Below are 13323 nucleotides of genomic sequence, written 5' to 3'. Positions count from 1 at the left end.
GAAAGAAGATGAACACAAAACAACGAATCGAGCAAGCGGCAACACGTCGTTTTGCCCTTGAAGGATATGAAGGACTGTCGCTTGCCTCTCTCGCCGAGGACGTCGGCATAAAAAAAGCGTCACTCTATGCGCATATCGAAGGAAAGGAACAGCTATTCAAACAAGTCGTACAACAGATGGCCGGACGATATGAGCGGGCATGGATGGATGCGCGTGACGAGTCGATCGACGCTCCACCGCTCGAGCGGATCGAGGCGATCGTGAAGGCGCTCATTCGTTTCTTTGAAGAAGAGGAAACGTGGATGCTGACGAAACGGATGTTGCTCGTGCCGCCACCTGAGTTACGATCGTTCATCGAGGCGACACTCGGAACAGTCGAGATAGAACTCCAAGCGTTCGAGAAAGAACAGTTTCGTCTCGCCATGGAGCAAGGTGATTTACCAAACCAGTCACTTGATGACATTTACCACGCATACTATTGCTTTTTAGACGGTGCGCTCGTCTCTCTCTTTACGTTCGAGACGAACCGGGTTGCCCGGCAACGCGCCGCCTTTAAAATCTTCAAGAAAGGGGTCGGGTGGACATGAAACGTGATCAACTCGCATGGATGTGGCTCGTCCTCGCCGGTCTGCTCGAGATCGTCTGGGCGACGACGATGAAATTATCGAACGGGTTCACCGTTCTTGGACCGACATTGATTACAATCGTCTTGTTGATTGTCAGTTTCGGATTGTTGGCATTATCGTTCCGGGTTTTGCCGGCCGGTACGGGGTACGCCGTCTTCACGGGGATCGGTGCGGTCGGGACAGTGCTCGTCGGGAATATTTTGTTTGACGAGGTGCTCACCGGCATGAAGCTCGTCTTCATTGGAACGTTGTTAGTCGGTGTGATCGGATTGAAACAAGTGACGGGAGGAGGGACAGCATGAGTTGGGCATTTTTAATAGGGGCGGGACTGGCCGAGATGATTGCCGTCTTTTTCATGGGAAAATCAAAAGGCTATCAAATCTTAAAGTGGTCGATCTTGTCGATCGTGACGTTCGCGCTCAGTTTCTATTTATTGTCCCGCTCTCTCGAGACGTTGCCGCTCGGACTCGCCTACTCGATTTGGGTCGGCATTGGAGCGGCCGGTGGGGTCATCCTCGGTATGCTCTACTTGAACGAATCGACGGACCGGTGGCGAATTTTCTTTTTAACGCTCATTATCGGCAGCGTCGTCGGCTTGAAAGTTATCGCTTGAACAGGATTGAATTTATTTGATAACGGGAATTAATGAGTAAAGACTGTGAACGAAAGGGGCGGGAACGATGAAGCATGTCGAGTTACACTCTGAGCGCTTACGGCTTGAACCATATACGATTGCTGACTTTTATTTCGTCAAATCGTTGTTGCAAGATCCACGGGTGATGCGATTCATTAGCCCGGACGGAAAACCGTATACGGACGAGCAGACGATCGAATGGTTCGAGCGGCAGTTGGCGCGTTATAAGACGGGACGGCAGACCGGGTTACTCAAGTTGATGACGTTTGAAAGTGACGAGCCGATCGGCCATGCCGGTACGTTGTTACACGAGCTCGACGGCAATATCGAACTTGAAGTCGGCTATTGGTTGGCACCGAAGCATTGGCACATGGGTTACGGTCGAGAAGCGGCGGCTCGCCTTATGCAACATGCGTTCGAGGAAGGGGAGAAAGACATTATCTCGCTCATCCACCCGGACAACGTGCCATCGCAACGTGTGGCGAAAGCGAACGGACTTCATTGGGACCGGGACACGGAGTACGAGGGAATGCTCGTATCGGTATATGCTGGTGACTTAGAGCGGCTTTGCCGTCACATTCAACGACAAGAAATGTCGCGTTAAAAAAAATAAAAAAACTTTTAAAAAACAGTTGCCAACGCATTAGTTTCTTGATATATTAATAGTGTCCTTAAGAGAGGACACGACCTGATTCTGTAGCTCAGCTGGGAGAGCGCTACCTTGACAGGGTAGAGGTCGCTGGTTCGAGCCCAGTCAGAATCACTTGGGTGCCAAACCCGATGCGAAACCCATAGGAACGTGGGTTTCCGCGAAGCCACTTCTTGCGAGAAGTGGCTCTTTTTTTTGTTCTTTTTTCAATTGACATCCGATGGAACGGGTTGGTATATTGCTTTCAATACATAAAGAAACGGGGAATGCAGGATGGTGTTGTTAGGGACGCTCGTCAACGCGGCATTGATCGTCATCGGGACGTTGTTCGGTCTTCTGTTCCACCGGATCCCGGAACGGATGAAAGAGACGGTCACGGCCGCAATCGGACTAGCCGTCGTGCTACTCGGCGTTCAAATGGGACTGAAGAGTGAGAACTTTTTAATTGTGATCGGGAGTCTCGTCGCGGGCGCAGCGCTCGGGGAGTGGTGGAAGCTTGATGAGAAGCTGAACGAAATCGGCTATCAATTGGAGCGGAAAATCGGCGGTAACCGGAAATCGAGCATCGCGGAAGGGTTTGTCACGGCGACGCTCATTTTTGTGATCGGGGCGATGGCAGTCATCGGAGCGCTCGACAGTGGACTACGAGGCGATCATGACGTTCTTTACACGAAAGGGATGATTGATGGGTTCACGGCGCTCGTCCTCGCTTCGTCACTTGGCATCGGTGTCATGTTTTCGGCCGTACCGGTCTTGCTCTATCAAGGGGCGATCGCGCTTCTCGCCATCCAAATCATGAAGTTCATCCCGGAAACGCTCATGGATAGCTTCATTTTGGAAATGACGGCGACCGGCGGCGTCATGATCGTCGCCATCGGCCTGAATTTGGCTGGTATTACGAGAATACGAGTGGCAAACTTGTTGCCCGGAATTTTGATGGTGGCGCTTGTCGTGACCGTGTTACATATGGTTCCTTAAAAAACGGACGAGCTCGCAAACGCGGCTCGCCCGTTTTTATTTGTCATTTCGTTCGATCGGACTGTAACGCCTGTTTGATGATGGCATCCCAGTCGGTGGCGTCGCAAGTCGTCGTACACGTCGATTCCAACTCGCATGTGGCACACTTTCCGGATTTCGCCTTCTGTGTAAAGCGATAAAGCGTATAGGAAGCGTAACCGAAGACGGTGAGACCGACTAATAAATCAAATAAATACATAAGCTTTCCTCCTTGTTATGCAAAGCCTAGTATACGACCGAATTGATAGATGAGGAATGAAACGGCATAGGCGACGCCGAGTCCGTATAGACTGGCCACCCATGTGAGCCGAACACTGCCGACTTCCCGACGAATGACAGCGATTGTCGCGAGACAAGGGACGTACAAAAGTACGAATGCCATGAAACTGTACGCGCTGAGCGGTGTGAACAGCGGCAATAATGAAGTGGAAAGATCTGACTCACTGACCGCGTAAATGATGGCCATCGTGGAGACGACGACTTCTTTCGCTAAAAATCCGGTGATAAGCGAAGCGCCTGCCTGCCATGTTCCGAATCCTAATGGAGCGAGCAGCGTGGCGATCAATCCACCGATGAGGGCGAGAAAACTTTCATTCATCGGAACGTCGAATCCGCTCGGACCTGAATAAGCGAGGAGCCAAATGAAGACAGAGCCACCGAAGATAAACGTACCTGCTTTTCGAACGAAGCCTCTTGCTTTCTGCCACGTGCTGCGCCAAAGCGTCAACCCTTGTGGGATACGGTAAGGAGGTTGTTCGACGAGAAAGAGGCTATGATCATCCTCTGTCGCCAATACGGAAGTGAACACTTTTGCGGCAATGAGTGCGAGCGTGATGCCAAGCACATACAACGACAGCACGACGAGCGCTTGGTTAGTCGCAAAGAAGCTGGCGGCGAAGACGGCGTAAATCGGGAGACGCGCGGAACATGACATGAACGGTGAGATGAAGATGGTGACGAGGCGTTCCCGCTCTTCTTCAACTGTACGGGCAGCCATGATGCCAGGCACGTTACAGCCGAACCCGATGATCATCGGAATAAAACTTTTACCGTTCAACCCGACGAGTTGCATGAAGCGATCCATGACGATGGCGACACGCGCCATATACCCTGAGTCTTCTAACAATGAGATAAAGAAAAAGAGCACGAAGATTTGTGGCACAAAGACGAGCACCCCTCCGACACCGGCGATGACCCCATCGAGCAGCAACGCCTGAATGAAAGCGGAGGCACCGAACGTTTGGAGCGCCGAGCTTATAGCTGACGTGAACGGACCTGACAAAAAGAAATCGAACATGTCTGACAATGGGGCCCCGACCCAGTTAAACGTGACATGGAATAAACTATAGAGCACCGCAAAGAAGATCGGTAGTCCCAAAACCGGGTGGGTGACGACAGCATCGATTCGGTCGGTCGTCGTGACGCGTATGGTATTTTGACGGTTGACGACTTGCTGGCGAATCGCTTTGGCCCATTCACGTCTCCGCTCTGTGATTTGTGCGTGGGCAAAACGTCCAAGCGCCTGTTCAAGCGATTTTCGGATGTCACTGACCGTCGGTGTCGTTGCTTCGAGATGCTTGGAGATGACGCGATTTCCTGCCAAATATTGAACGGCGACCCAGCGCTCGTCCGGCGACAAGCCGGTCGCAACAAGAATTTGTCGGATCGCTTGCTCGGTCTCGACCCCGTAATCGAGGATGAACGGCTCACGTGGCATCATCCGAAGTGAAGTCAGAAGGACTTCGCAACCGGCGCCTGTCCGAGCGGTGAGCGGGAACACGTCCACGTCTAGACATTGTTGCAGATGTGTGAGATCGATATCGATCCCCCGTCCTTTGGCGACGTCGACCATGTTCAAGCCGATTTGTAACGGGTGTCCCGTTTCAAGAAGTTGCAGTGTCAGTTGCAAGTTCCGTTCAAACTGTGAGGCATCAATGATATTGATGATTCCATCGAACGGCTCCTGCAACAGAAAGCGGGCGACGATTGCCTCATCCGCTGACAAAGGGTCTAAGTCATAAATGCCGGGCAAGTCGATCAAGTGCCCATTTTGTCCATGTAACGTCCCAACTTTCTGTTCAACCGTCACCCCCGACCAGTTCCCGACATGGGCAGAAGAACCGGTCAAGCGGTTGAAGAGTGACGTTTTACCGGTGTTTGGATTTCCGATGAGTGCGATTCTTTGAGTCACGGAACGATCACTCCAATCTGGGCGGCGTCCGAACGACGGAGTGCGATCATCTGTTGGTGCTCGACTTGTTCGACGGTGAGCGGACCGGCAAAGATGGCCCGACGTTTGACTTGGACAGAACAGCCCTCGTAAAAACCTAAGGCGATCATTCGGCGTCGTAGTCGATCATCCAGCTTCGTCATATCGGATAAGATCACCGATTGATGCAAGGGCATGGCTAGCAATGAGCTCATGTGAACTACTCGCCACTTATTTGCTTCGCAAATTGAAGTGGGAGCTTCTTGGGAAGACCGCACGTTTACTAGCCACGGTTGTTTACCAAGCTCGTCGGGCAAGTCCCTGCCCTGAAGGTTTTTTCAGTCAGCCAACATCAACAAGTTGATGCTCGCATTGATGTCGCGGTCATGATGAGCGCCACACGTACACGTCCATTCGCGTACATCCACTGTTTTCTTCTCGCCTTTTTCGCCGCAGGAAGAGCAGATTTGCGTCGATGCGTACCATTGGTCGGCCTTGATGAGCGTCCGTCCGTAGAACTTACACTTGTATTCTAGCTGTCGGACGAACTCATACCAACTGACGTCGGCGATTGATTTGGCGACCTTGTGGTTCTTCATCATGTTCTTCGATTTCAATGTCTCCACGACGATGACTTGGTTCTCGTCAACGGTTCGTTTTGACAATTTGTGGAGGAAGTCTTTGCGTTGGTTTGCGATTTTCTCGTGTTTCTTGGCGAGGATCAGCTTGGCTTTTTCTCTATTCTTGCTTCCTATTTTCTTACGAGACAGAGCGCGCTGCGCCTTCTTGACCTTCTCTTCTGACTTGCGAAGAAAGCGAGGATTATCAATCTTATTTGAAAGCATCTCGTCATTCGTCATGATGGCGAAGTGCTCCAAACCGAGATCGATCCCAATCTTGTTTTTAGCAGGAACCCACTTTTCCTCGCTTTGATTGACAAGGATGGAGATGAAGAACTTGCCTGTCTTCGTCATCGAGACCGTCACGGACTTGATGATCCCCTCGAAAGGACGATGTTGTTTGAACTTCACGAAGCCGATCTTAGGGAGTTTCACCTTCCCGTCCTCGATCCGGACGCTCCCGTTCTGATTGTTGGTCGTGTAGGAGGCGCGGTCGCCGTGCTTCGATTTGAACTTCGGGAACCCGACAGACTTGTCGCGGAAGAAGTTGGCATATGCCTTGTTCAAGTCCATCTGGGCGTTCGCCAGAGACAAGCTATCGACCTCTTTCAAGAAAGGGAATTCGGGCTTATACTTCGCCGGGGTCGGGAGCTTCTGCTTCGCGTCAGGGTTCAGCCTCGACTCTTCATACAGTCGGATCCGTTCCTCGAGCATCTTGTTGTAGACGAAACGGACGCAACCGAACGTCTTCATGAAGTATTCTTGTTGTGGCTTCGTCGGGTATAGTCGAAACTTGTACGCCTTCAGCAAAGTGATCACTCCTTTCCTTGTTTTTCGATGTATTGCCTGATGACGTCGATCGTCGCACCGCCGGTCGTCACGAGGCAGTAGCTCCGAGACCAGAACATTTCTTTCCACAGTCGTCTCTTGACGTGTGGAAAGTCCCGTTTGATCAGTCTGCTGCTCGCGCTCTTGTAGGCGTTCAGAAACTTCGACATCGCTGTGTTCGGGTGAGCCTTGAACAACACATGGATATGATCACCGTCATGATTCCACTCAGCCGGTGTGATATGGTATGACGCGCCGATCCGTTCGAACGTCTGTCTCGCGAACCCCGAGACGGCGTCATCGATCACCTTGCGTCTATATTTGACCACCAAGACGAGATGGTAGTTCAGGAGAAAGACTGAATGTTTGTTCGTATCCATTTTCATTGATAGTTCAGTCCTTTTGATTGGTTACATCCATTATACCAAGCACATACAATCTTGCTAACACAGGCGATTCATCTCCCACCTACGCTGGGCTTCGCCCCGAGACGCTTAGAGGAGGGAGAAATCTCGCCTACTATTGTTAAATCTCTCCAATTTGGTCAAATGATAATATTTCTCATTTGCTAGCATATCATGCACGGCGTCGGGGAAAAGTATCGACTTTGTGAACGCTTATCGTCTACAAACAAAAAAAGAGCGTAAGCATCGCTTACACTCTGTCGATCGTTGTGTCGACTGATTCATGACCTTCTTTCGCACTTTCACGCAATGCCGAGGACATGACGTCGGACAAGTCGCGAGCACGCAGTACGCCGACACCACGATCGGTCGGACCTCCTGGCGCGGCTACGTCCGCAATCAATTCGTCGGTTTGACGCGATTCGTGAAGTAACAGCTCGGCAGATCCTTTCATCGCTTGGGCGACGATTTGTCGGGCCGTCGCCTCGTCAAATCCAGCGTCGGTCAAGACCGGTGTCATCGATCCGACGATCTCATAGAAGAACGCTGGGCTACATCCGGCTGCTGCCATGAAGGCGGACATTGTTTTTGCGTCCGTCACGGCCGTTCGCCCGACCCGTTCGAAAAGAGCGGTCGTTGTCGCGCGCACAGACTCGTCTGTTTCCGGTCCGAACCAAAGGCCCGTCATCCCGTCTCGGAATGCGACTGGCGTGTTCGGCATCGCGCACACGGCAGGAAGCCCTGAGGCGGCCTCGAGTTCCGCCGGCTCGATATGGGCTGCGACAGAGACGAGGAGTGGGGCCGTCCACGTCTTCGAGCGCACGTACGGGAGCACACCGTCTGGTTGCATCGCCAGGACGACGATATCATAAGCGTTCACGTCCTCTTCTTCAACGACTTGGACGCCGAGTTCGTTGTGTAGTTGGTCCAATCGAGCCCGGTCACTCCGGTTCGTCATCGTGATGGACTCTGGTGAAAGACCGGAGTCGATCCAACCTCGGACGAGGGCCTCGCTCATTGATCCTGCTCCTACCATTAATAAATTCATTTTCGTCACCTCTTCATATAGATTCGGTCTAGTACATGGTGCCTATCATAACAAATGTTTCACCGAATATCGCCTCACGTGCTCAAATTGTAAAAGAAAGGAAATATAAAAAGTAAAGGAATATACTCGACAAATGAAAGCGACGGAAGTGACATTTCGTGTTTGACGAGCTATGATGGCAATAAAATAAGCGAGCGAGGCGAGGAACTTGAGACGAATTTTAGTGCGCGGAATCCAAGGGTATCAACGGTTCATCTCACCGTTAAAGCCACCGACGTGTCGATTTTATCCGACCTGTTCCCATTATGGGATTGAAGCGATTGAGAAACACGGTGCGGTCAAGGGAGGCTATTTGACCGCACGACGTCTGATGCGCTGTCAGCCGTTCCACTCGGGCGGACTCGACTATGTGCCGGACGAGTTTGACTGGAAAGCACCGCTACAACGAGAGAAACCCCCATCACAGCGAGACGTCTAATCGACGTCTCGCTGTTTTAGGTACAGGTCCGCGCGTGAACCTTTGTTTTAGTACAATACTTTTGACAATGTTCCGAGTATTCTGAAAAAATAGAGGTGTACCATTACATAAGGGGAAAGGGGATTTCAGCATGAGTCAATCGTTCAGTGAACTCATCGGTACGATTTCAGACTTTGTGTGGGGACCGCCGCTGTTGATTTTGCTTGTGGGGACAGGCGTTTATTTGACAGTACGGTTAGGTGGCCTTCAAATCACAAAACTGCCTTACGCATTAAAACTCGCCTTCTCGAAAAACCAAGACAAGACGTCACGAGGGGACATTAGTCACTTCCAAGCACTCATGACCGCTCTTGCGGCGACCGTCGGTACGGGGAATATCGTCGGTGTCGCCACGGCTGTCGTGCTCGGGGGACCGGGTGCGATTGTCTGGATGTGGCTGTCCGGTTTCTTTGGGATGGCGACAAAATATGCCGAGGCCGTGCTCGCCGTCAAATACCGGGTAACCGACGAACGGGGGCAGATGGCCGGAGGGCCGATGTACTATTTGGAACGTGGATTGAAACAACGCTGGCTCGCCGTCTTGTTCGCGGCGTTTGCTTCGCTCGCGGCGTTCGGCATCGGGAACGGGGTTCAGACGAACTCTGTCGCCTTGGCGCTCAAGTCGACGTTTGACGTCCCACTCTACGTGTCCGGGATTTTAGTGATGGTGTTCACGGGTGCCGTCATTCTCGGAGGAGTCAAATCAATCGGTCGTGTCGTCAGCCTCTTCGTCCCGATTATGATCATCTTCTATCTGGGCAGCGGGCTCATCATCATGGTCATGAACTACACGCTCATCCCGGATGCGATCGCGCTCATCTTCAGCAGCACGTTCAGTGCCGAGGCAATCGGTGGTGGGGCTATCGGTGCGGCGATCCGTTACGGTGTCGCACGAGGGGTCTTCTCGAACGAGGCAGGACTTGGTTCGGCACCGATCGCGGCAGCGGCCGCGAAAACGGATATGCCGGGACGGCAAGCACTCGTCTCGATGACTCAAGTCTTCCTCGACACGCTCATCGTCTGTTCGATCACGGGGATCACACTCGTCATGGGTGGGCAGATCGGGTCTGGTCTCGAAGGGGTCGACTTGACGGCGGCCACGTTCGAACAGTTCCTCGGACCGTTCGGCCGCTACGTCGTCACAATCGGTCTCGTCATGTTCGCGTATTCGACCGTTCTCGGTTGGTCGTATTACGGGGAACGCTCGATCCATTACTTGTTTGGTCAAAAGTCGATCATTCCGTATCGGATCGCCTTCGTCCTCGTCGCTGGTCTTGGCGCCATGACAACGAACCTCAATTTGGTATGGGCGTTATCAGACGTCTTCAACGGCTTGATGGCCATCCCGAACTTGATCGGCCTGTTGTTCTTGTCAGGTGTCGTCATCGCCGAGACGAAACGGTTCAATCAACAGCTCGCGCTTGAAAATCGCAATCGAAAGGCGTCATGACGAACGAACGCCACCTTCCTACTCGGACGGTGGCGTTTTTTTCTTTTTCACTTCTTCGAGGCGGGCTTGCTGCAAGTGGTTGAACACTTGGGTGACAAAACCGACCATGATGCCGACGCCTGTGATGACGTAGCCGATCGTGAACACTTTCCCGAGGTCGGTCGACGGCACAAAATCACCATAGCCGATCGTCGTCAGCGTGATGACGCTGAAGTAGAGCGAATCGAGCCATCGTAAATCTTCGTAGCGGACGTAAAACAACGTGCCGGACAAGATGGTGAGGAAAGCGAGGCTGAACAATACTTGAAACTCAGGTTCTTTTAACCCCCGCCAGATTCCGCGAAACATGCGCCGGAATGTCAAAATGAATGAGAGCATCGGACCACTCCTTTCTTCTATAGGTTTGTTCGTGACGGAGGAGGGAACATCCTTTATAGTCTGTGAAAGAAAGGGTGAAGGAAATGACAAGACCGATACCTAAAGAACAAGGACTCGATCATAGCGTTGATTTCTTACGAGAGGGTTACCATTTCGTCCCGAATCGCCGGAAAGGGTTCCAGTCGAACATATTCGAGACGAGGCTGCTCGGGGAGCGGGCCATCTGTCTAGGAGGGGAAGACGGGGCTGAATTGTTCTATGATGCCGAACGTTTTGTCCGTGAAGATGCGGCACCGAAACGTCTCTTGAAGACGTTGTTCGGTGAGGATGGGGTCCAGACGCTTGATGGGCCAGCCCATACGCACCGCAAACGGATGTTCATGTCACTTATGTTCCCTGGAAATATCGACCGGTTGACGCGGCTCGTCAGTCGAGAATGGGAACGTGCCCTCGACCGCGCTACCGGAGAGATCGTCTTATATGACACGGCTCAAGAAGTGCTCATGCGTGCCGTTTGCGAGTGGGCAGGCGTCCCGCTCGCCGAAGCAGAAGTCGAGAAGCGTACGAATGAGATGCGTCTGTTGTTCGAATCGGGAACGGCGCTAGGACCGAAACACTTCCGAGGACGTCAAGCCCGTTCCTCGGCCGAGGCGTGGATCCGAGAGATGGTCGAAGAAGTCCGGACGAACCGCTTGTTACCGAACGAGAAGACGGCCTTGTACGAGTTCTCTTGGCATCGCGACGAGACAGGGGAACTGTTGCCGGCGGACGTTGTTGCCGTCGAAGTCATCAACATTTTGAGACCGACCGTCGCTGTGTCGATTTACGTCCTCTTCACCGTGCTCGCGCTCCATCAATTCCCAGAAGCGCGAGCTAAGCTTGTTGCCGGTTCGGTCAATCCCACGTGGTTCGTGCAAGAAGTTCGCCGCTTCTATCCGTTCTTCCCAGTGACGGCAGCAAGAGTCAAACAAGATTTTGAGTGGGACGGGTACGCGTTTGAAGAAGGAACGCTCGTTTTGCTCGATTTGTATGGGACGAATCACGACCCTGCACACTGGGACGAACCGGAGCAATTTATGCCAGAACGGTTCAACGATTGGAAAGAAAGTCCGTTCACATTTATTCCCCAAGGTGGGGGCGATGCTGACTTCGGGCATCGCTGTGCCGGTGAACACGTGACGATTGCCGTCATGAAAGAGACGATCGATGTCTTCTTGAACCGCTATCGTCATACCGTGCCACCACAAGATTTGAGCTATAGTTTTGTCGATTTGCCAAGTTTGCCGAAAAGCAAACTCGTGTTGACCGAGATCGAACGACGCACATGAAAAATGAACCACCCGAACGGGTGGTTCAGGCTGTTGACGAACCCATTCGCTTCTGGCGAATGGGTTCGTCTTTTTTTTGTGTTCAACGAGCTCGAGGCGCTCTGCCCGACATAAAATTGAAAAAATGCTATGTAGACGGTCGTTTTCGGCCAACAGGTTGGCCAGCTTCTTCATGTTTTGTGCGGTCGCTGCCACCAGATTGGCGCGGTCCACCGCCTCTTTCCCCCGGTAGAACGTGAAGCGGAGACCGTGGAGCTCCTTCCCGTCGGCGAACGAGCGCTCCACCGTCTGTGGCCGGAGACGGTAGAGGTGCTTGCCCGATGCGGACAGACGGTTCTCACTCACCGCTTCGCGGTAGGACTCATCGATGTGGCGAGTGATGACGCGCCGATGCGATCGGCTTGACGTGCACTTCTCGAGGAGCGGGCAGTTCTGACAGATGGCAGGATCGGACGCGTACTGGTGATAGCCGTGACGGTCGGTCGTCTTATAGGTGAGGTGCTGTTTCGCCGGACACAGATAGGCGTCCACGTCCGGCAGGTAGGTGAACCGCGTCTTTCGAATCATCCCCTTCTTCCCACCGAACCGCCGCCAGGCGATGACGCCGAAAACGCCGCGCTCGACGAGTGCCTTCGCGATCTCGGTCGTGTAGTAACCGGCATCGAGCGCGACCGCCTCGAGCGGATAGGCGAAACGGTTGAGGATATAGTCGAGACGGTCAAGATAGACGGTGCTGTCCGACACGTTCCCGGGCGTGACATGCACATCGACGATGAAGTTGTGCTTGGCGTCGACCGTCCGGTGCACCAGCCAGAAAAAGCCTTCCGGCTTCTGGTCACGGTACATATAGCCCGCGTCAGGGTCGGTCCGGCTCACCTTGATGAGTCGACGCTTCCTCTTCTGTCGCGCGGGCTTCAGTGCTTTTTTCCTCGTTTGGCCCGTTCCTCGTTCACCCGGCCGAGAAGCTCTTCCTCGACATCGCCGACGACCTGCTCGACCTCGACCTTGTCGAACTTCTTCTTGTTCGCGTTGGCTCGGATGTGGGTCGAGTCGGTGATCAGGATGCGCCCTGAAATGAAGCCGTGGGCTTCGGCCTGGCCCACGATGTCCTCGAAGATTTGTCGAAAGACGTCCGTGCCGGCGAACCGGCGTCGATAGGCCTGGCTGATCGTCGAATGGTCGGGAATTTTCTCGTCCATCCCGAGCCCGAGGAACCAACGGTACGCGAGGTTCGTCTCGATTTCCTTGATGGTCTGTCGCACGGAACGGATGTTGAACAGCGGGCCGAGCAGGATGATCTTGATGAGGATCTCGGGGTCGATGCCGGGCTGTCCGGTGTTTGAATACAGCGGCGCGCATAGCCGGTGGACGATGGAGAAGTCGATGTGGCGGTCGAGTTTGCGGACGAGGTGGTCTTTCGGGACCAGTTGGTCCAGCGAGGCGTCGGTGCGGATTGGTTCATGGCGTTTGGCGATATGGACTCGGTACATGATGATTCCCCTTCCTGTTCGGAGGCGGTGACGATCCATACATACCAGTTCCCGCTTTTCGAGGTTTTAGCCCGCATCGGGGGCTTTTTCTATCGGCCGTCGAGGCCTCAGAAAAAGACGAGAGG

15 protein-coding genes, 1 tRNA gene and 1 pseudogene are annotated in these 13323 nt (G+C 53.1%); 9 read left to right on the top strand and 8 right to left on the bottom strand.

What is annotated here, in order from left to right; translation table 11 throughout:
* The first annotated feature begins 8 nt into the window (after window positions 1-8).
* The 6 genes from P398_RS0115010 (at window position 9) to P398_RS0114985 (ending at window position 2887) form a co-directional block, all read left to right on the top strand.
* Window positions 9-587: a TetR/AcrR family transcriptional regulator gene (locus P398_RS0115010; RefSeq protein WP_029336007.1), complete on the top strand. Its 579-nt coding sequence runs from the start codon at window positions 9-11 to the stop codon at window positions 585-587.
* A complete protein-coding gene (locus tag P398_RS0115005; protein WP_024371712.1) occupies window positions 584-928 on the top strand; it encodes a DMT family transporter in 345 nt (114 codons plus the stop codon). Before P398_RS0115010 ends, P398_RS0115005 begins: the two co-directional genes overlap by 4 nt.
* The gene (locus tag P398_RS0115000) at window positions 925-1239 is read left to right on the top strand and encodes a DMT family transporter (protein WP_024371711.1); all 315 of its coding nucleotides are present in this window, start codon (window positions 925-927) and stop codon (window positions 1237-1239) included. Before P398_RS0115005 ends, P398_RS0115000 begins: the two co-directional genes overlap by 4 nt.
* Before the next feature lie 67 nt (window positions 1240-1306).
* Window positions 1307-1864 carry a GNAT family N-acetyltransferase gene (locus tag P398_RS0114995; protein ID WP_029336006.1) on the top strand — a complete coding sequence of 186 codons (558 nt, stop codon included), beginning with the start codon at window positions 1307-1309 and terminating at the stop codon, window positions 1862-1864.
* Between the two features lie 86 nt (window positions 1865-1950).
* Window positions 1951-2023, top strand: a tRNA-Val gene (locus P398_RS0114990).
* 159 nt (window positions 2024-2182) lie between these two features.
* Window positions 2183-2887 carry a DUF554 domain-containing protein gene (locus P398_RS0114985; RefSeq protein ID WP_029336005.1) on the top strand — a complete coding sequence of 235 codons (705 nt, stop codon included), beginning with the start codon at window positions 2183-2185 and terminating at the stop codon, window positions 2885-2887.
* A gap of 43 nt (window positions 2888-2930) precedes the next feature.
* Here the strand turns inward: P398_RS0114985 and P398_RS0114980 are convergent, their stop codons facing one another.
* From P398_RS0114980 to P398_RS0114955, 6 genes are all read right to left on the bottom strand, one after another.
* Entirely contained in the window at window positions 2931-3125 is a 195-nt protein-coding gene (locus P398_RS0114980; protein ID WP_024371708.1) for a FeoB-associated Cys-rich membrane protein, read from the bottom strand.
* A gap of 15 nt (window positions 3126-3140) precedes the next feature.
* Window positions 3141-5117 (bottom strand): ferrous iron transport protein B, encoded by a 1977-nt coding sequence (gene feoB, locus P398_RS0114975; RefSeq protein ID WP_029336004.1) that lies wholly within the window; start codon window positions 5115-5117, stop codon window positions 3141-3143.
* Window positions 5114-5350, bottom strand: coding sequence for a FeoA family protein (locus tag P398_RS0114970; protein ID WP_024371706.1), 237 nt, complete (start codon window positions 5348-5350; stop codon window positions 5114-5116). The genes feoB and P398_RS0114970 overlap by 4 nt, the downstream gene beginning before the upstream one ends.
* Before the next feature lie 123 nt (window positions 5351-5473).
* Complete coding sequence (gene tnpB / locus P398_RS0114965) at window positions 5474-6565, bottom strand: IS200/IS605 family element RNA-guided endonuclease TnpB (RefSeq protein ID WP_029336002.1); 1092 nt, start codon at window positions 6563-6565, stop codon at window positions 5474-5476.
* A gap of 5 nt (window positions 6566-6570) precedes the next feature.
* Window positions 6571-6969: an IS200/IS605 family transposase gene (gene tnpA / locus P398_RS0114960; RefSeq protein ID WP_029336001.1), complete on the bottom strand. Its 399-nt coding sequence runs from the start codon at window positions 6967-6969 to the stop codon at window positions 6571-6573.
* A 268-nt stretch (window positions 6970-7237) separates the two neighbouring features.
* Window positions 7238-8035, bottom strand: coding sequence for a pyrroline-5-carboxylate reductase family protein (locus P398_RS0114955; RefSeq protein WP_024371705.1), 798 nt, complete (start codon window positions 8033-8035; stop codon window positions 7238-7240).
* Between the two features lie 208 nt (window positions 8036-8243).
* Between P398_RS0114955 and yidD the strand changes: the two genes are divergently transcribed.
* Window positions 8244-8513: a membrane protein insertion efficiency factor YidD gene (gene yidD, locus P398_RS0114950; RefSeq protein WP_029336000.1), complete on the top strand. Its 270-nt coding sequence runs from the start codon at window positions 8244-8246 to the stop codon at window positions 8511-8513.
* A 130-nt stretch (window positions 8514-8643) separates the two neighbouring features.
* On the top strand, window positions 8644-10002 hold the full coding sequence (locus tag P398_RS0114945; RefSeq protein ID WP_024371703.1) for an alanine/glycine:cation symporter family protein: 1359 nt from the start codon (window positions 8644-8646) through the stop codon (window positions 10000-10002).
* Window positions 10003-10020: 18 nt separating this feature from the next.
* Here the strand turns inward: P398_RS0114945 and P398_RS0114940 are convergent, their stop codons facing one another.
* Window positions 10021-10380: a potassium channel family protein gene (locus P398_RS0114940; protein WP_024371702.1), complete on the bottom strand. Its 360-nt coding sequence runs from the start codon at window positions 10378-10380 to the stop codon at window positions 10021-10023.
* A gap of 83 nt (window positions 10381-10463) precedes the next feature.
* On the opposite strand from P398_RS0114940, the gene P398_RS0114935 reads away from it, so the two are divergent.
* On the top strand, window positions 10464-11708 hold the full coding sequence (locus P398_RS0114935; RefSeq protein ID WP_029335998.1) for a cytochrome P450: 1245 nt from the start codon (window positions 10464-10466) through the stop codon (window positions 11706-11708).
* Window positions 11709-11858: 150 nt separating this feature from the next.
* On the opposite strand, the pseudogene P398_RS16685 reads toward P398_RS0114935, so the two are convergent.
* Window positions 11859-13198 (bottom strand): annotated as a pseudogene (locus tag P398_RS16685) (IS1182 family transposase); the annotation flags it as partial.
* Between the last annotated feature and the right edge of the window lie 125 nt (window positions 13199-13323).

The organism is Exiguobacterium aurantiacum DSM 6208 (assembly GCF_000702585.1).
GTDB classification, from domain to species: Bacteria; Bacillota; Bacilli; order Exiguobacteriales; family Exiguobacteriaceae; genus Exiguobacterium; species Exiguobacterium aurantiacum.
The sequence above is the reverse complement of the archived record's forward strand: the minus strand, read 5'-3'. Positions and strand labels throughout refer to the sequence as shown.